Raw genomic sequence first — 17,958 nt, forward strand, 5'->3', positions numbered from 1 at the left:
TCCCCCTGGTTCCAGGGGGAGCATGTTCATAGGAAAGGAACAGTAGGAACACCATGCCCGGATCGAACCTGACCCGCATCGAGGCCGAGGAACGCAAGTCCATCGTCGAGGCGCCCATCCACTACCACGTGGACCTCGACCTGACCGTCGGCGCCAAGACCTTCGGCTCCCACACCCTGATCTGCTTCAACGCGAAGCCCGGCTCGTCCACCTTCCTCGACCTCATCGCCGACGAGGTGAGCGCGATCACGCTCAACGGCCGCGCGCTCGACCCGGCCGAGGCGTTCGCCGACGACCGCATCGAGCTCGCCGGCCTCGAGGAGAAGAACGAGGTCGTCGTCGAGGCCAAGTGCCGCTACTCCAACACCGGCGAGGGCCTGCACCGCTCCGTCGACCCGTCCGACGGCAACGTGTACCTGTACTCCCAGTTCGAGGTGCCGGACGCCCGCCGCGTGTACGCCGTGTTCGACCAGCCCGACCTCAAGGCCACCTTCGACTTCAAGGTGCTCGCCCCGAAGAGCTGGATCGTCACCTCCAACATGCCGGTCAGGACCGTCGAGGACTTCGCGCGCGAGACCGCCGACGGCACGCTCGAGGCGAAGCCGAACGAGACGACGAAGCTGTGGAGCTTCGAGCCGACCCCGGTGATGAGCTCCTACCTGACCGCCATCTGCGCCGGCCCGTACGCCGAATGGCACACCGAATACGCGAACGAGGACGGCCGCATCGTGCCGATGGCGCAGTACTGCCGCCAGTCGCTCGCCGAGGCGTTCGCCAAGGACGTCGACTACCTGTTCGACATCACCAAGAAGGGCTTCGCCTTCTACGCGAAGACCTGGGGCGTGCCCTACCCGTACGCCAAGTACGACCAGATCTACGTGCCGGAATACAACGCGGGCGCGATGGAGAACATCGGCATGGTCACCATCCGCGACTCCTACGTGTTCGAATCCAAGGTGACCGACGCGCTCGCCGAGCGCCGCGTCGTCACCGTGCTGCACGAGCTCGCCCACATGTGGTTCGGCGACTACGTGACGATGAAGTGGTGGAACGACCTGTGGCTCAACGAGTCCTTCGCCGAGTTCACCTCCACGCTCGCCACCGCCGAGGCCACCGAATGGCACGACGCCTGGGCCACGTTCTGCTCCGGCGAGAAGAGCTGGGCGCTGCGCCAGGACCAGCTGCCCACCACGCATCCGATCGTCGCGCCGATCAACGACCTCAACGACACGTACGTGAACTTCGACGGCATCACCTACGCGAAGGGCGCCTCCGTGTTGAAGCAGCTCGTGTTCTACGTGGGCCGCACGAAGTTCTTCCAGGGCATCCACAACTACCTCGACAAGCACGCGTACGCGAACGCGACACTCGCCGACCTGCTCGGCGAGCTGGAGGCGACCTCCGGCCGCGACCTCAAGGCGTGGAGCGCGAAGTGGCTGGAGGAATCCGGCATCAACACGATCCTCCCCGCCATCGAGGAGGGCAAGGACGGCGCGATCGCGAAGCTCACGCTCACGCAGACCGCCCCGGCCGAACACGCCGTGCTCCGCCCGCACCGTCTCGCCGTCGGCTTCTACGATCTCGACGAGGCCACCGGCAAGGTCGTGCGCACCGACCGCGTCGAACTCGACGTGGACGGCGAGACCACGATCGTCGAGGCGGCCGCCGGCAAGCGCCGTCCCGCGCTGCTGCTCGTCAACGACGAGGACCTCACCTACACGAAGATCCGCTTCGACGCCGCCTCGCTCGCCTTCGCCGAGGAGCACCTGCAGGACGTGGACGACGCGCTCGCCCGCGCCGTCATCTGGCTCGCCTTCTGGGACATGACCCGCGACGGCGAGTTCCCGGCCGAGCGCTTCGTCGACATGACGCTGCGCCTGCTCGCGCACGAGACCGAATCCACCACGTTCCGCTACGCGCTCGCCTGCATGAGCACCACCGCGCACCACTACGTGGCCGCCTCGCGCCGCGACGAGGTGCTGAAGCACGTGGCCGCCGAACTGTTCGAGCTCGTGCGCGCCGCCGAACCCGGCTCCGACGCGCAGTTCCAGCTCGCCACCGCCTACCTCGGCTACGGCGAGGAGGGCGACGCCGCGTTCGCCGCGAACGCCCGCGGCCTGCTTTCCGGCGATGTGAAGTTCGACGGTCTTGAAATCGACAACAACTTCACGTGGACGATCGTGAACGCGCTCGCCTCCGTGAACGAGTACTCCGACGACGACATCGACGCGCAGCTCAAGCGCAAGGAGACCACCGAGAACCGCGAGTTCGCCTACGGCGCGCACGCGGTCAAGGGCACCGCCGAGGCGAAGGCCTGGGCGTGGGACCAAGCGCTCCACAACACGGAGCTCACCAACAGCCAGCTGGAGGCCGTGGCCCGCGGGTTCGCCGCCACGCCGCGCCCCGACCTGGCCGAGCCGTACGCCGCGAAGTACTTCGAGACGATCGACTGGATCTGGTCGAACAAGACCTACCACATGGCCGAGGCGCTGCTCAACGGCCTCTACCCGGGCTACGCCGATCCGGCCACGCTGGTCTCGCTCGGCGACGCCTGGCTCGCCGCCCACGCCGACGCCGACGACGCCCTGAAGCGTCTCGTCGTCGAGAACGTCGCCTCCTCGCGCCGCACCCTCGCCGTCCGCCGGTACAACGAGAGCCTGTGACGCAGTCCGCATAGCAAGAGAAAACCCGCGCCCGTTCCCCAACGGCGTATTCTCCCTACAAGGTCATGGGCCTTCGCCCATGGAGCCTTGCATGAGAGGAGCCGAAGGGATGGTCGCGGGTTTTTCCGTCGTCACGCTGCTGTTGATCCTGCTTGCCGGGGTGGGTGCGGGATTCGTCGGGTACGCGGTGGGCGCGTCGTCGCTCGTGTCGTATCCGGCGCTGCTCGCCTGCGGCATCCCGCCGGTGCTTGCGAACGCGTCGAACACGGTGGGCGTGGTCGGCACCGGCATCGGCGGCGTGATGGGCGCGCACCGCGAGCTCAAGGGGCAGGCGCTGCGTGTCGCCGTCTACGTGTCCATCGGCGCGGTGGGCGGCGTGGCCGGCGCGTACCTGCTGCTCGAACTCGACCCGAAGGTGTTCGAATTCGCCGCGCCCGCGCTGATCCTGTTCTCGTCGCTCATCATCGCCGTCAACCCGCGCGGGCGCATGCAGGCCAAGCAGGCGGCCGCCGACGCGCACGCGCAGCTCGCGCGCATGCAGGACGGTGCATCCGGTGCTACCGGCGTGGCCGGCGCATCCGGCGCGGATTCCCTCGAACGGCCCGTGCAGCCGCTCAAGCAGGATTCCTGGTGGGTGTGGATCGGCGTCGTCGCGGTCGCCGTCTACTCCGGGTACTTCGGCGCCGGCGCGGGCACGCTCGCGCTCGCCGTGCTCGACGCGGCGAAGATCGGCCCGTTCCACAAGATCAACGCGTTGAAGACGCTGATCGGCACGGGCGCGAACATCACCGCGTCCGTCGTGTTCATCGTGCGCGGCGCGGTCGACTGGCCGGCCGCGATCATGCTGTGCATCGGATGCTTCATCGGCGGCTACATCGCCCCGCCCATCACCCGCCGCATTCCCGCGAACGTCATGCGCGCCGCCGCCGTGATCGCCGGCGTCGTCCTCACCATCGACCTCGCGCTGAAGACCTACTGAACGCCGCCTACCGAACGCCGCCGCGGAAGTCGGCACGGACTCCCGCATCGTGCGTCACCGTGCGTGCGTCGCCGCGGGCGCGACGCACGATTGTGGCCGATTTGGGCGGCAATCGGGCGAGCCGGGTGATTTGCCGGCCCACGCCGATTACCATGGGGCAAGGTAACGGGGACGCGCCGGCGTGCGCCATGCGGCGCGCGGCGCGCGGCTCCCCGACGATGTCCGGATATTCGAATGAAGGATGCAGAACAATGCCGAAGATGTTTGGAACCGATGGTGTCCGCGGATTGGCGAACCGTGATCTGACCGCGCGTCTCGCGCTCGACCTGGGCGACGCCGCCGTGCGCGTGCTGGGCAAGGCCGGACAGAAGGACGAGACGCAGCCCGAGGGCCGCCGTCGCGCGCTCGTCGGCCGCGACACGCGCGTGTCCGGCGACTTCCTCGCCTCCGCGCTGTCCGCGGGCATGGCCGCCGGCGGCTTCGACGTGATCGACGCCGGCATCATCCCGACGCCGGGCGTCGCGTTCCTCACCTCCGTGCTCAACGTGGAGATGGGCGCCGTGATCTCCGCCTCCCACAACCCGATGCCCGACAACGGCATCAAGTTCTTCGCGCGTGGCGGCTACAAGCTGCCCGACGCGAAGGAGGACGAGATCGAGGCGGTGCTCGGCCAGGACTGGGAGCGTCCGACCGGCGCCGGCGTGGGCCGCGTCAGCCACGACACGGTGACCGCCACCAACCTGTACATCGACCATCTCGTCTCGTCGATCGCCCCGCTCAACCCGGACAAGACGCAGCCGAAGCCGTTGCGCGGCCTCAAGATCGTCGCCGACTGCGCGAACGGCGCCACCTCCGTCGTCGCCCCCGAGGCGCTGCGCCGCGCCGGCGCCGACGTGATCGTCATCAACGCCTCCCCGGACGGCTACAACATCAACAAGCACGCCGGCTCCACCCACCCGGAGCAGCTGCAGGCCATGGTCAAGGCCACCGACGCGGTCATGGGCGTCGCGTTCGACGGCGACGCCGACCGCTGCCTCGCCGTGGACGAGGACGGCAACATGGTCAACGGCGATCAGATCATGGGCATCCTCGCGCGCGCCAAGAAGGAGGCGGGCAAGCTCGCCGACAACACGCTCGTCGTCACCGTGATGAGCAACCTGGGCCTGAAGCTCGCCCTGAAGGACATGGGCATCAAGACCGTGCAGACCGCCGTCGGCGACCGCTACGTGCTCGAGGAGATGCTGCGCGGCGGCTACACGCTGGGCGGCGAGCAGTCCGGCCACGTCATCAACCGCGAGTTCGCGACCACCGGCGACGGCACGCTGACCGCCCTCACCCTGTGCAACGAGGTCGTCCGCTCCGGCAAGAGCCTCAAGGAGCTGGCCGCCGACTTCCCGCAGCTGCCGCAGACGCTTGTCAACGTCCCGAACGTCGACAAGATGGCCGCCACGACCAACGCCAAGGTGCAGGCCGCCGTCGAACGCGAGGAGAAGCTGCTCGGCGAGACCGGCCGCGTGCTGCTGCGCCCCTCCGGCACCGAGCCGCTCGTGCGCGTCATGGCCGAGGCCGCCACGCAGGAGCAGGCCGACGAGGTGTGCGACCGCCTCGCCAAGGTCGTCGCCGAGGAACTCGCCCTGTAGGCCACGTCCCGGTCACCCCGCCCACCCCTATAAGGAGTCACGCATGTTCGGCAAGAACACGAAGGTCGACCTCGCGCTCAACCGCGACGTCGAGAAACTCATCAAATCCGGCGGCAAGGAGGGCATCCTGCCGATCGTCGAGGCCGGCGAACCGGTGCTGCGCATCCAGTGCGCCGCCTACGACGGCCAGCTGTCCAAGCGCACGCTCGCCAAGCTCATCGACGTGATGCGCGCGACGATGCTCGACGCGCCCGGCGTGGGCCTCGCCGGCCCGCAGATCGGGCTCGGCCTCGCGCTCGCCGTCGTCGAGGACCATGTGCGCGACGACGAGGACGATCCGCGCGAGATCGCCGAATTCCCGTTCCACGTGATCATCAACCCGAAGTACACGCCGGTGGGGGAGAAGACCGCCAGCTTCTACGAGGGCTGCTTGAGTTTCGAAGGCTACCAGGCGGTGCGCCGCCGTTGGCTCGACATCGAGGCCGAATGGGACGACGAGGACGGCGTCCACCACAAGGAGCGGCTGCACGGCTGGCCGGCGCGCATCTTCCAGCATGAGACCGACCATCTGAGCGGCGAGCTGTACATCGACCAGGCGGAGATCCGGTCCCTGACGACCACGGAGAACCTCGAGGACTTCTGGTGCGAGGATCCGGTGCCCACCGCGGCCGCCGAGGAGCTCGGCTTCGAGCTGTGACGTGGCGCGGCGGCCCGGCCGCCGATATGACGAACGCCCCTGCGGCCGATGTGGTCGCAGGGGCGTTCGCCGTCGTTGCCGGTTCCTGTATCTACGCCTGGTTATGCCTGGCTACTCCTCGGTGCTGCCGGTCCCGGTGCCCGTTCCCGTGCCCGATCCGGTTCCGCTGTTGGAACCCGAGCCGCTGGTGCTTCCGGAGCTGTTGCTGCCGGTCCCGGTCCCGGTGCCGGTGCCGGTGCCCGTTCCCGTACCGGTCCCGCCGTTCTGCGTGCCGCTCTGGCTCTGGTCCGTGCCGCCGGTGGTGCCGCTGTCGTACCCATTGCCGTAGTTGTAGCTGCCGTAGCCGTAGTTCGAGTAGCCGTACCCGTTGTTGCCGTTGTTGTAGCTGTTGTTGTCGTAGCCGCTGTTGCCGTAGTTGTAGCTGTTGCCCGTGCCGGTGGAGCCGCTCGTGGAGCCGCTGGTGGTGTACCGCGAGCTCATCGACTCGTTGACCGCGGCGGTGGCGTTCTGGATGTCGGTGAGCGCCTGCTGGAGGTCGGCGGCCTTCGGCTTCTTCTCCTTGAGGAGGCTGTTCGCCTTGTCGACGGCGGACTGGAGGGTCTGACGGGTCGAATCATCGGCGACCGCGCCCTCGCTGTCCGTCAGCAGGGTCTGCGCATCGGTCACCGCCTGCTGGAGGTTCTGCTTGATCGTCTCGGCCTCGGCCTCGGATTTCTTGTCCTGGCTGTCGGTCACGGCCTTCACCGCCGAATTCAGCGACTTCGTGGAAGCGGCGAGAGTGCTCGCGAGCTTCGTGTTCTGTTCGGCGTGCGCGTTCAGTTCGGCGGTGGTGAGCGTGGCCGAGCAGGCGTGCGTCGCGTCCGTGGACTGCACGTCGTCGATCGCGTTGGAGAGCTTCGTGAGCGTCTGCGCGTCGGCGAGCTTATCGGCGGTGATGTTCTGCGCGTCCTTCGCCTTCTTCAGGGCGGCGGCCAGCGCGTCGTTCGCCTTCGTCGCGTCGTTCGCCGAGGTCTTGCACGCGGCGAGGGCGGTGTCGAACCGCGCCTGCTCGCCGGATTGCTGGACGTAGTGGAACGCGGCGACTCCGGCCGCGATGGCGACGACGGCGACCACGCCGATGCCGATGAACAGCTTCCTGCGCGACGGGGCGGACCTGCGCGCCGTCGCACCGCCTCCCGCCGCGCCGGAGGCGACGGGCGGGACGACGGCGGCACCAGCGTCCGGTTCGCCGTGACCGTCGGTGCCTTCGATGATGCCGCGCAGGCCGGTGGCCTCCGGACGCGCCGGATCCGCCACGGCGTCGATACCGCCGGGCGTGAGCACGGTGGTCGCCTCGGATTCGGCCGCGTCGTGGGCCGCGGGGGCCGTCGGACCGTCGCCCACCGGCGGCAGCACGGTGGTCTCGCTGGTCGACGTGGCCTGCGGCAGCGGGACGGCGGGCATGGCCGTATGGCCGGCCGCCACCGTCGTCTCGCCGTCGACCTGCGGGAACGACAGGGAGGGCTTCCCCGCCTTGTGGATTCCCGTCTCGTCCACGGACGGGAACGTGAGCGACGGGATGTCCCAATCGCCGTCGTCCTGCGCGTCGAGCAGCGCCTTCGGCGAGCCGAAGTCCGGCTCGTCCACGGTTCCGTCAGTATGCTTGTTCACCATATCCTCAACTCCTCAACCCCCATGCCTATCGCTGCCCAACATCATAGCGTGCCGGGCGACCCGCGACGAGGGGTCGCCCGGCACGCATGCACGCCGCCGAACGTGCGGAACCAGGTCCGCGACCGGCCACCGGAATCAGGCCTGGCCGGACTCCGCCTTCGCGGCGGCCACATCCAGCTTCTTCGCCTGGGCGATGAGGTCGTCGAGGTCCTCGGCGCGCAGCGCGCCGGCCTGCTGGAACACGACCGAGCCGTCCTTGACGATCATCAGCGTCGGCACCGCCTGGATGCCGGCGGCCGCCGCCAGATCCTGGTTCTGGTCGATGTCGACCTTCGCGAACACGATGTCCTTGTTCTCCGGCTTGTCGCTCGCCTCCTCGTAGATCGGGCCGAACGCGCGGCACGGTCCGCACCACGTCGCCCAGAAATCGACGAATACGATCTCGTTGCCGGTGATGGTCTTCTCGAACTCCGCCGAGGTGATCTGCGTGGTGGCCATGATGACTCCTTCTTATATGTGTCGCTACCGGTACCCAGTAAACCGTCACGGGGGAACAACGGGAAGGGGATTGGGCTGAAGGCTGAGGGGATAGGGCGGGGCGCGTGCGGGCACCCCCTCAGCCCGCCGCGCGGGCAGCTCCCCCTGAAGGGGGCGCGGAGCAAGGACGAATATGGGCATGCAGGGGCGCATGTCAGTTCGGCGCGTGATAATGGGGAGCATGCCAGTGATGAATGATGAGGTGCCGGACGAGGGCGACTTCGACGCCGACCGTCCGCGCGGTGAATTCGACCACGTCACCCCGGAGGACTTCATCCGCGGCTCCGGCCACGGCAATCCCCCCGGATGGCTCGACCCCGCGGACATCAACCGCGCCCGAGGCCAGATGCCCATCGCATACGTGGAGATCGTGCCGGTGCGCACCGACGAGTTCGGCCGCGTCGCGCAGGTCGGCTCGCTGCTGCGCGTCACCGACGACGGTTCGGTCGAACGCGCGCTGATCTCCGGCCGCGTGCTCTTCCACGAGACGTTGCGCGAGGCGATCGCCCGCAACGTGGCCAAGGACCTGGGCGACATCGCCCTGCCCATGCTGCCCGTCAACCTGCAGCCGTTCACCGTCGCCGAGTTCTTTCCGACGCCGGGCCTGAGCGAATACTACGATCCGCGCCAGCACGCGATCGCGCTGTGCTACGTGGTGCCGATCGCCGGCGACTGCCATCCGCAGGACGAGACGCTCGACGTGGAATGGGTGGACCCACATTCGGACCTGCTCGACACGTTCCTCGACCAGATGCCCAACGGACACGCCCGCATCGTGCGCAAGGCGCTGGAATACTGCGGCGCATAGAAAAAGGAAGTATTGCCATGACGTTTGAAATCCATAACCGGGTGCTGCGCGAGGGGGAGGGGACCCCGCTCGTGCTCGCCAACGCGTATCCGGTCGACGGACGCATGTGGGAGACATGCGCCGCCCGCATCGCCGAGCTCGCCGACGAGGCGGGTCTTCCCGCCTTCCCGATCTGGGCACCCGACATGCCCGGTTCCGGCCAATCGCCCACGCCAGACGACAAGGCGTCGGGACGCCGCGCCGCGAACGGCTCCTACCCGGACGCGCTCGACCGCATGGCCGAATCCTACGTGGACCTGCTCTACCGGAACGGCTTCGAGAAGGCCGTGTGGGTGGGCCTGTCGATGGGCGGCTACCTTGTGACCGACCTGTACCGCCTCCACCCGGAGTCCGTGGCCGGCGTCGCCCTGTGCGACACGATGGCCTCGTCCGACGGCGTCGGCGGCGAGCCGCGTCTCGAGACCTCCGACGCGTGCGAGCGGACCGACTCCGTCGAGCCGGTCATGCATTTCGCCCAGCCCGCGGACGGCGACTCCACGATCAAGAAGTCACCGGAATTCATCGCGACGATGACCGCGTGGATCCGCGACCAGAAGCCCGCCGGACTCGCCTGGCGCCAGCGCATGACCTACGGCAGGCCGGAACTCGCCGGCGTGCCCGAGACGATGGACGTGCCGGTCGCCGTCGTCTCCGGCGAACTCGACCCCACGTCGAATCCGGGCGTGATGCGCCCGCTCGCCGAACGCATCGGCGCGAACGCCACGTTCACCGCGATCCCCGATTGCGGCCATTTCAGCGCCGTCGAGCACCCCGACACGGTGGCCGCCGCGCTCGTCGACCTGATGAAGCGGGTGATCGCATGAGCGTGTCGTTCAGTCCGCTGGCGTTGACGCGGACGCTGCCGTTCCTGCCGCTCGCGCAGGGCGACATCGACTATCAGACCGAGCGCCGCGTCGAACCGCATCTCATCTCGGACACGCTCGCCGAGCCGGCGACCAAGGTGATCCTCACGCGCGACGGCAAAATCGCCGTGCCGCGCGGCCAGGGCGAACTCGCCGACTACGAGAACGTGAAGATGCGCCTCGCCACCATCCCCGGCGCATACGTGTCGCGCGAACTCGAGACGCATCCGCAGGCCGTCGCCATGTTCCTCGGCAGCTACGGCGGCCGGCGCGACGAGCACGTCGTCGCCGTGGACGTCACGCGCGTGGCCCGCATCGCCGACGGCGGCGAACGCGGCGCCGACGACGCGTTCGACGAGCCGGAGGACGGCACGAACGGCGGCGTGGTCGCGGCGGGCGGTGCGTTCGGCTTCGGCGCCGGCGCCGGCCGCGGCGCGCACGCGAGTCTGCTCGAACAGGCCGTCGACCGCTTCGACTGGGTGGACCTGCGCGGTTTCGCGCCGCACGCCTCCGCACGCGAGGCGGGGCAGGCGACCAGCGCGATCACGCTGAGCATCTGGCACAACCGCCAGCGCCACTGCCCGACCTGCGGCGCTCCCGTCGAGGCCGCGAACGGCGGCTGGGCGCAGCGCTGCACGAACGACGCGGACGGCCGCCGCCTGCTGTTCCCGCGCGTCGAACCCGCCGTGATCACCATCATCGTGGATTCCGAGGGGCGTGCGCTCCTGCAGCACAACGCGGCATGGCGCAACCCCACGCTGTATTCGGTGTCCGCCGGATTCGTGGAGGCCGGCGAGAACCTCGAGCATGCGGCCCGCCGCGAGGCGCTTGAGGAGGTCGGCATCCGGCTCGGCGAGGTCAAGTACCTCGGCTCCCAGCCGTGGCCGTTCCCCGCCTCCCTGATGATGGCGTTCAAGGCGCACGCCCTGACCACCGACGTCCACGTGGACGGCGTCGAGACCGTCGAGGCGAAATGGGTCACGCCGGACGAGTACACGGCGGCGCTGGTCTCCGGGCGCATGAGCGCGCCCGGCAAGGCGACGATCGCACGCTACATGATCGAGGAGTGGCTCGGCCGCGAGCTGTGACGTGGGCGGTGCCACGGAAGCCTGACGAAACGACATATCTCGAATAGTGATATATGCCACAAACCGTTGCGCCGACGGCCCAAACGGGGTGTCGCGCACGGTTCCGGGCCGTGCGCTGGGGTGGTGTTGATGTACAGTCGGACGCAGTCCGCGAGGCAATGCGGACATGAAAGCGTAGCAACAGACTAAGGATCGCGAATGACCGACCAACGCAATCAGCAGCCGGCGGAACGCCCGGAATACGGCGCTATGCGTGAGGATTTCGAGGCCACGCAGGCCATGCCGTCGCTGCCCGGCGCCGCGCCCGCCCCGCTCGCCGGCGTGATGGACTCCGCCGCGCGTCCGGAGGACCTGAACATCGGCACCGTCGCGGCCAAGCGCAGGTCGCGCAAGCCGCTCATCATCACCCTCGCCGTCGTGGCCGTCCTGCTGGTGGCGCTCGTCGCGGCGTTCTTCGGCGCCCGCGCGTACTACCAGGACAAGGTTGCGCCCGGCGTGCGGTTCGGCTCGGTCAGCCTCGCCGGCCAGACCCGCGACGAGGTGAAGGCCACCGTCGAGCAGGCGGTCAAGGACACCTCGATCACCGTGAAGGACACGGACGGCAACACCAGCGCCACCGCCTCCCTCACCGATCTGGGCGTGGACATCGACGTCGACCAGACCGTCGACGACATCATGGACGCCAAGTCCTCCTCCAACATCGGCGAGGACATCCTGCGCGTCAACCCGTTCGCCCATCATGACGTGGCGCTCTCCGCCACCCCGGACAACGCGACGCTCGACGAATACCTGTCCGCCAAGCTCGTCACCGATGCCGAGCGCGCGGTGCCGTCCGCCGTGACCTACGACGGGAACGCGCACGCGTTCGTCGCCTCCGAAGGCCGCCCGGGCAAGGCCCCGAAGCTCGGCGCCGTCGTCAAGGCCGTCAAGCAGGCCATCGCCACGCCCGGCTCGGCCGCGACGGTGAGCGTCACCGACGAGACCATCGACGCCCCGATCGCGCTCGACGCCGCCCAGAAGGCCGCCGACGCCGCGAACCAGCGCCTCGCCAACCCGATCGTCATGACCAACGGCGACGCGAAGCAGTTCGAGCTGCCGGTCGACACCGTGGCCTCGTGGATCAAGACCGAGACCCACCTCGACCAGGGCGCCATCACCATCTCCTACGACGAGACCGCCGTCAAGAAGTTCATGTCCGAGCAGCTGCCCGGACAGCTCAACCAGGACATGGTCTCCCAGGAGGACATCGTCGACGCCAACGGCACGGTGCTCGTCGCCGCGCAGGTCAAGGGCGTGGACGGCGTCACCGTCAAGGACACCGACCAGGCCGCCGACCAGGTCCTCGACGCGCTCAAGGCCGGCAACGGCGGTACCGTGCAGGTCGCCTCCGACGTCAAGAAGTTCGACGTCAAGCAGAAGCAGAGCGAATGGCGCATCGTCATCGACAAGAGCTCGCAGACCGCCGTCGTCTACCACAACGGCCAGCAGGTCAAGAGCTTCCTCGTGTGCACCGGCGGCCCCGGCGGCAACGAGACCGACAGCGGCAACTGGTACATCTACCTCAAGTACCGCGTGCAGGACATGACCGGCCTGAACGACGACGGCAGCCGCTACCTGTCCAAGGGTGTGAAGTGGGTCAGCTACTTCAACGGCGGCGAGGGCTTCCACACCGCCACGTGGAACTACAACGGCATCGCCCGCGGCGACGCCGCCAACCACGGCTCCCACGGTTGCGTGAACATGTACGAGCAGGACGCCGAGTGGGTCTACGAGAACTGCCCGAACGGCACGCTCGTCCAGGTCGTCGGCACCCAGCCGACCGGTCCGGTCCGCTGAGCCCCGCTCCGCGGCACGACCGTTCCGATCATTCGAGGACCCCGCCTTGCGTCATCCGCAAGACGGGGTCCTCCCGTATCCGGGCGTGTTCGCAACAGGTTGGTAGGCTGGTGGCTATGAGCGAAGAACCTGACGACCAGCCGCTGAACCTCGACGTGCCCGAGCACCTCGAATACTCCGACGACCACGTGTGGGTGGACACCACCCTCGACCCGGCCGTGGTCGGCATCACCGAGTACGCCGCCGGCAAGCTCGGCGAACTCGTCTACGTGGACCTGCCCGAAGTCGGCGTGCGCGTCGAGGCGGGCGACGAAGTCCTCGAACTCGAATCGGCGAAGGCGGTCGAACCGCTGATCGCCCCCGTCTCCGGCACGATCCGCTATGTGAACCAGGCCGTCGCCGACGATCCCAGCGTCATCGACTCGGATCCCTACGGCGAAGGCTGGATCCTCAAGATCGAGCTGGAAGACGACGAACCGGACCTGCTGACCGCCGAACAGTACCTGAAGGTCATACGATGACACGCATCGTGCGACCGGTGGAATGCGACGGACGCGGCACGGCGCGCGCGCTCGGCGACATGCGCCGCATGCGCGACGGCGACGGCGGCGACGCGCGCACCGCGCGCGGGACCGCCGCGTCCGCCGCGAGCGGCGACGACATGCCCACCGTGCCGATTCCCGCGCGACGCGCCGTCACCACGTTCGACGCCGCGTCGCGGCGCGAACGCTTCGAGGCGCAGCCGCTGCCGGAACGCATCCTCCGCCGCGTCGTCACGCACGGGTTCAACGCGTGGGTGACGGCGGCGACGCGCACGGCGAAACGGCTCGACTGGTTCCCGCGCGTCGACCCGTACGTCGGGTACGGCACCGGCGACTACTCGCGACTCATCTGCCGCACCGTGTACGCGGGGGAGGGCAGCGAGTACGGGCGCGCCACGCGCGGCATCCGCGGCATGCTCGCGATCCCCTCGCCGCACACGCAGGTGAAGATCCGCATCGACGACGTTCCGCTCGAAACGGTGCAGATCGGCGATTCCGAGCGCTACGACGCGGTGGACGCGCGGCCGGAGCTCGACAGCGAATACGCGATCTCCGACACGTCCGGCTACCTCGACCTCGTCGCCGAACAGCGGCTCGAGCCGGGCGTGCACGACGTCTCCTACCGGGTCAACGGGCGCAAACCCGTGCACGCGAAGCTGTTCACGATCCCGAAGGGCGCGAAGGTCGGCATCATCTCCGACGTGGACGACACCGTCATGATCACGCAGGCGCCCATATTGTGGAAGGCCGCGTGGAACCTGCTGTTCCTCAACCCGGACAAGAAGGCCTCCGTGCCCGGCATGAGCGTGCTGTTCACCAAGCTCGCCGACCTGTTCCCGGACGCGCCGTTCTTCTACCTGTCCACCTCGCCGTGGAACGTGGAGGGCGCGATCCGCCACTTCCTCGAGAACCACGGGTTCCCGGAAGGCCCGCTGCTGCTGCGCGACCTCGACCCGCGGCCCAAGACGTTCATCCCCTCCGGGCCGCAGCACAAGCTCGAATTCGCCGAACAGCTCATGGCCGACTTCCCCGACATGAAGTTCATCCTCGTCGGCGACGACGGCCAGAAGGACCCCACCACCTACGCGACCATCGTCAGGCGGTACCCCGGCCGTGTGCTCGCCATCGCGATCCGCCAGCTGAGTCCGCGCGAGCTCATGCCGTTCGGCCTCAGGAACCCGGCCGGCATGACCGCCACGCAGCCGATGCCCGACACCGACGTGCCCGTGTTCACCGGCACGACCGGCGCGAACATCATGAAGACGATGCTGCCGTACCTGAAGGCGCATCTGGGGTAGGGGCTTCGCGGGATTCGGTTCCGCGGGGCGACGGTTCCGCGGGTGGGATATGCGCGTACGAAACCGGTTCGAGCGTGCGTATAATCACCCGTATGACCGAAGAGAAGCAACTGGCCGGCAGCGACGACGGCACCTGTATCTGTCCCGAAGTCCCCGTCGCGCACCGTGAGCCGACCCGACGCGAACACCATGGCGACGTGTTCGTCGACCCGTACGAATGGATGCGCGACAAGGACTCGCCGCGCACGCGCGACTACGTGGCCGCGCAGAACCGCCTGTGCGAGGCGCGCAACGCGCATCTCGACGGACTGCGGCATACCCTGTTCGACGAACTCAAGTCGCATGTGCAGGAGACCGACATGTCCGTGCCCGTGCGCATCAACGACTACTGGTACTACGCGCGCACGCAGGAGGGCCGCCAATACGCGGTGCAGTGCCGCATGCGCGTGCGCGGCGCCGACGACTGGAACCCGCCCGAGATCGACCCGTTCGGCGCGCCCGGTTCACTGCCCGGCGAATCGATCGTGTTCGACGCGAACGCGGAGGCGGAAGGACACGACTTCTTCCGGCTCGGCGGCATGGACCTGAGCCGCGACGGCCGATGGATGCTCTACGGCGTCGACACGGCCGGCGACGAACGCTACGACTACCGGATCCGCGATCTCCGGACCGGCGAGGAGCTGCCCGAACTGTTCCACGGCGTCGGCGGCGCCTGCTTCACGCCCGACGCGCGCTACGTGTTCTGGGTGGAACTCGACGACGCGTGGCGCCCGTGCGCGGTCTGGCGGCACAAGGTCGGCACCCCGGTCGAAACGGACGTATGCGTGTACCGCGAGGAGGACGAACGCTTCTGGGTGGGCATCGGCCTGAGCTTCGACGAGCGCAACCTCGTGCTCGGCACCGGGTCCAAGACCACCACCGAAGTGCTCATGCTGCCCGTGACCGACCCGGAAGGCGAATTCCGGGCGTTCATCCCGCGCAAGACCGACGTCGAATACGACGTGAGCTTCGCCTGCTTCGAGAACGCGGGGGAGGACGGCGAAGACATCCCGCTCGCCGTCGTCTACCACAATGCGAAGAACCCGAACTTCGAGATCGACGTGATCGACATGCGTCGGCACGAGCCGCCGTACACGCTCGGCGAAGGCGTGTGCGTCGCCGAAGGCTCGCCGTACGGCTGCGAGCACGCCGCATCGGCCGAGGACCGCGCGAAGGCGATCACCGCGCCGTACTTCAACGCGCACAACCCGGCCATCCTGCAGGGACTGCACGGCCTCGGCATCGAAGGCATCGCCATCCACCGCCACTTCGTCACGCTCGCCTACCGCGCCGACGGCCTGCCGCACGTCGCGATGATGCCGAAGCGCGCCGCCGTCGAGGACTTCCTCGCCGGGCGGCCGTGGCGGTTCGTCGAACTGCTGCCGCCCGCGCTCGAGGACGATTGGGATACGGTGGCCGACGACCGCGACGAGACCGGCGACCACGGCGAGACGCTGTGGGCGGAGGACTGGGACGCGGGGCACGCTGGTGCTGGTGCTGGTGCTGGTGCTGGTGCTGGTGCTGGAGCGGCCGGGGCCGTTGGCGTGACCGACCGCACGTCGTCGTCGGACGGCGCGAGCGACGACCACCTGCCCGGCGAGACGCGACGCCTCTACTCGATCGGCACCGGCGGCAACCCGTCCTACGACGCGCCGCGCATGCGCTACTCGTTCACCAGCTACACGCGTCCCGGCGAACTCCACGAAATCGACCCGGTGACCGGCGAGGACCGGCTGCTCAAACGCGCCACCGTGCTCGGCGGCTTCGACCCGCGCGACTACATGGAACGCCGCGTGTGGATCCGCGCCCGCGACGGCGAGCGCATCCCCGTCTCGCTCGTGTGGCGGCGCGACTTCCCCGCGCAGGATTCGCCGATGTTCATCACCGGCTACGGCGCATACGAGATCTCCTCCGACCCGAACTTCTCCGTCGCGAGGCTCAGCATGCTCGACCGCGGCGTGCTGTACGCGGTGCCGCACATCCGCGGCGGCGGCGAGCTCGGACGCGCCTGGTACGAGCAGGGGCGCCGGTTGAACAAGAAGCATTCGTTCGAGGACTTCGTCGACGCGACGGCCGCGCTCCAGCACGCGCATCTGGCCGACCCGCGCCGCACCGTCGCCAACGGCGGCTCGGCGGGCGGCCTGCTGATGGGCGCGGTCGCGAACCTCGCGCCGGAACTGTACGCGGGCGTCGAGGCGGATGTGCCGTTCGTCGACGCGTTGACCTCGATCCTCGACCCGTCGCTGCCGCTCACCGTCACCGAGTGGGACGAGTGGGGCGACCCGCTGCACGACGAGGACGTGTACCGGTACATGAAGTCGTACACGCCGTACGAGAACCTGCCCGCCGCGGATTCGGACGCCGGCCGTGCGTTTCCGCGCGTGTTCGTCACCACGTCGATGAACGACACGCGCGTGCTGTACGTCGAGCCGCTCAAATGGGTGGCCGCCATGCAGTCGCGCGGATTCGACGCGATCGCCAAGATCGAGGTGGAGGCCGGCCACGGCGGCACCTCCGGGCGCTACAAGCAGTGGGAGGAGGTCTCCTACGAGAACGCCTGGTGCCTGGATGTGATGAACCTCAAATACTGAAACGGATTGAGCCCTTTGGCCGTGAAGGTCAAGGGGCTCGGTCATAGGGTTGCCTCCCTCTGACGAGGGAGGTGGCCGCCGCAGGCGGACGGAGGGAGAGACCTACGGTGCGTTACGTTCCCGCCGTGGTCTTCTCCCGCCGCGGCTTTTCCTACCGCTGCTCTTCGAGGGTGAGGAACTGGTCGCCGACGCGCAGGGTGGCCGGGGCCTCCAGCGGCACGGGCGTGCCTTCGACGACCTGGCGCTCCTCGCCGTCGCGGATGATGAACGTGCCGTTCAACGAGCCGTAGTCCTCGATCCACAACCGACCGTCCTGGTCGATGCTGATCGCCGCATGGTTGCGGGAGATGGTGCGTGTGGGATCCTCGATCCGCACGGCCTTCGAACCTTCCGGAATCGCCTCGGACGGACGACGGCCGAGCAGGACGCTCCTGTCGAGGACGATCGTCTGACCGGTCGCCTCGTTGTGCAGCGTGTAGGTCTTGCGGTCGGGGGCCTGGCCGGCGGCGTTCGCGTCGGAGAGGACCGTGTCGTCCAGACTGCCGTCGTTCGGTTGTGCGGCGGGCTGGACGGTGGGCTGTGTTGGCTGTGCCGGCTGTGCTGCTGGCTGGATGTCCACTGGATCGTCGGCGTACCAGCCGGGTTCCGGTGCCGGTGGGAATGGAATCGCGTTGCTCATCCGTCT

General features: G+C 68.5%; 14 protein-coding genes. 11 read left to right on the forward strand and 3 right to left on the reverse strand.

The annotated features are described in order from the left end of the window. Nucleotides 1-53: 53 nt before the first annotated feature. The 4 genes from pepN (at nt 54) to AC1AYX_RS05430 (ending at nt 5,979) form a co-directional block, all read left to right on the forward strand. Nucleotides 54-2,663 (forward strand): aminopeptidase N, encoded by a 2,610-nt coding sequence (gene pepN, locus AC1AYX_RS05415; protein WP_476502550.1) that lies wholly within the window; start codon nt 54-56, stop codon nt 2,661-2,663. A gap of 109 nt (nt 2,664-2,772) precedes the next feature. After that, nucleotides 2,773-3,642, forward strand: coding sequence for a sulfite exporter TauE/SafE family protein (locus AC1AYX_RS05420; RefSeq protein WP_476502618.1), 870 nt, complete (start codon nt 2,773-2,775; stop codon nt 3,640-3,642). Nucleotides 3,643-3,893: 251 nt separating this feature from the next. Further along, nucleotides 3,894-5,282, forward strand: coding sequence for a phosphoglucosamine mutase (glmM, locus tag AC1AYX_RS05425; protein ID WP_476502551.1), 1,389 nt, complete (start codon nt 3,894-3,896; stop codon nt 5,280-5,282). A 43-nt stretch (nt 5,283-5,325) separates the two neighbouring features. After that, nucleotides 5,326-5,979, forward strand: coding sequence for a peptide deformylase (locus tag AC1AYX_RS05430; protein ID WP_476502552.1), 654 nt, complete (start codon nt 5,326-5,328; stop codon nt 5,977-5,979). A 111-nt stretch (nt 5,980-6,090) separates the two neighbouring features. Here the strand turns inward: AC1AYX_RS05430 and AC1AYX_RS05435 are convergent, their stop codons facing one another. Together AC1AYX_RS05435 and trxA are read right to left on the reverse strand one after the other, a co-directional pair. Further along, on the reverse strand, nt 6,091-7,632 hold the full coding sequence (locus tag AC1AYX_RS05435; RefSeq protein ID WP_476502553.1) for a hypothetical protein: 1,542 nt from the start codon (nt 7,630-7,632) through the stop codon (nt 6,091-6,093). A gap of 135 nt (nt 7,633-7,767) precedes the next feature. After that, the gene (trxA, locus tag AC1AYX_RS05440) at nt 7,768-8,130 is read right to left on the reverse strand and encodes a thioredoxin (RefSeq protein ID WP_476502554.1); all 363 of its coding nucleotides are present in this window, start codon (nt 8,128-8,130) and stop codon (nt 7,768-7,770) included. Nucleotides 8,131-8,350: 220 nt separating this feature from the next. On the opposite strand from trxA, the gene AC1AYX_RS05445 reads away from it, so the two are divergent. The 7 genes from AC1AYX_RS05445 (at nt 8,351) to AC1AYX_RS05475 (ending at nt 17,273) form a co-directional block, all read left to right on the forward strand. Next, nucleotides 8,351-8,977, forward strand: coding sequence for an NUDIX hydrolase family protein (locus AC1AYX_RS05445; protein ID WP_476502555.1), 627 nt, complete (start codon nt 8,351-8,353; stop codon nt 8,975-8,977). Nucleotides 8,978-8,994: 17 nt separating this feature from the next. Next, nucleotides 8,995-9,840, forward strand: coding sequence for an alpha/beta fold hydrolase (locus tag AC1AYX_RS05450; RefSeq protein ID WP_476502556.1), 846 nt, complete (start codon nt 8,995-8,997; stop codon nt 9,838-9,840). Further along, the gene (nudC, locus tag AC1AYX_RS05455; protein ID WP_476502557.1) at nt 9,837-10,967 is read left to right on the forward strand and encodes an NAD(+) diphosphatase; all 1,131 of its coding nucleotides are present in this window, start codon (nt 9,837-9,839) and stop codon (nt 10,965-10,967) included. The genes AC1AYX_RS05450 and nudC overlap by 4 nt, the downstream gene beginning before the upstream one ends. Nucleotides 10,968-11,165: 198 nt before the next feature. After that, entirely contained in the window at nt 11,166-12,803 is a 1,638-nt protein-coding gene (locus AC1AYX_RS05460) for a L,D-transpeptidase (RefSeq protein ID WP_476502558.1), read from the forward strand. Between the two features lie 116 nt (nt 12,804-12,919). After that, on the forward strand, nt 12,920-13,324 hold the full coding sequence (gene gcvH / locus AC1AYX_RS05465; RefSeq protein ID WP_476502559.1) for a glycine cleavage system protein GcvH: 405 nt from the start codon (nt 12,920-12,922) through the stop codon (nt 13,322-13,324). Between the two features lie 68 nt (nt 13,325-13,392). Further along, on the forward strand, nt 13,393-14,643 hold the full coding sequence (locus tag AC1AYX_RS05470; RefSeq protein WP_476502619.1) for an App1 family protein: 1,251 nt from the start codon (nt 13,393-13,395) through the stop codon (nt 14,641-14,643). A 92-nt stretch (nt 14,644-14,735) separates the two neighbouring features. After that, complete coding sequence (locus AC1AYX_RS05475) at nt 14,736-17,273, forward strand: S9 family peptidase (RefSeq protein ID WP_476502560.1); 2,538 nt, start codon at nt 14,736-14,738, stop codon at nt 17,271-17,273. Nucleotides 17,274-17,424: 151 nt separating this feature from the next. Here the strand turns inward: AC1AYX_RS05475 and AC1AYX_RS05480 are convergent, their stop codons facing one another. Then, a complete protein-coding gene (locus AC1AYX_RS05480) occupies nt 17,425-17,952 on the reverse strand; it encodes an FHA domain-containing protein (protein ID WP_476502561.1) in 528 nt (175 codons plus the stop codon). Nucleotides 17,953-17,958: the final 6 nt, after the last annotated feature.

Source organism: Bifidobacterium sp. LH_419, assembly GCF_056356955.1.

Coding starts and splice junctions, on each gene's coding strand:
- AC1AYX_RS05460 (WP_476502558.1), top strand. CDS start 11,166: ATGACCGACCAACGCAATCAGCAGCCGGCGGAACGCCCGGAATACGGC.
- AC1AYX_RS05435 (WP_476502553.1), bottom strand. CDS start 7,632: ATGGTGAACAAGCATACTGACGGAACCGTGGACGAGCCGGACTTCGGC.
- AC1AYX_RS05480 (WP_476502561.1), bottom strand. CDS start 17,952: ATGAGCAACGCGATTCCATTCCCACCGGCACCGGAACCCGGCTGGTAC.
- AC1AYX_RS05470 (WP_476502619.1), top strand. CDS start 13,393: ATGCGCGACGGCGACGGCGGCGACGCGCGCACCGCGCGCGGGACCGCC.
- AC1AYX_RS05450 (WP_476502556.1), top strand. CDS start 8,995: ATGACGTTTGAAATCCATAACCGGGTGCTGCGCGAGGGGGAGGGGACC.
- AC1AYX_RS05445 (WP_476502555.1), top strand. CDS start 8,351: ATGCCAGTGATGAATGATGAGGTGCCGGACGAGGGCGACTTCGACGCC.
- AC1AYX_RS05420 (WP_476502618.1), top strand. CDS start 2,773: ATGGTCGCGGGTTTTTCCGTCGTCACGCTGCTGTTGATCCTGCTTGCC.
- AC1AYX_RS05430 (WP_476502552.1), top strand. CDS start 5,326: ATGTTCGGCAAGAACACGAAGGTCGACCTCGCGCTCAACCGCGACGTC.
- nudC (WP_476502557.1), top strand. CDS start 9,837: ATGAGCGTGTCGTTCAGTCCGCTGGCGTTGACGCGGACGCTGCCGTTC.
- trxA (WP_476502554.1), bottom strand. CDS start 8,130: ATGGCCACCACGCAGATCACCTCGGCGGAGTTCGAGAAGACCATCACC.
- glmM (WP_476502551.1), top strand. CDS start 3,894: ATGCCGAAGATGTTTGGAACCGATGGTGTCCGCGGATTGGCGAACCGT.
- gcvH (WP_476502559.1), top strand. CDS start 12,920: ATGAGCGAAGAACCTGACGACCAGCCGCTGAACCTCGACGTGCCCGAG.
- pepN (WP_476502550.1), top strand. CDS start 54: ATGCCCGGATCGAACCTGACCCGCATCGAGGCCGAGGAACGCAAGTCC.
- AC1AYX_RS05475 (WP_476502560.1), top strand. CDS start 14,736: ATGACCGAAGAGAAGCAACTGGCCGGCAGCGACGACGGCACCTGTATC.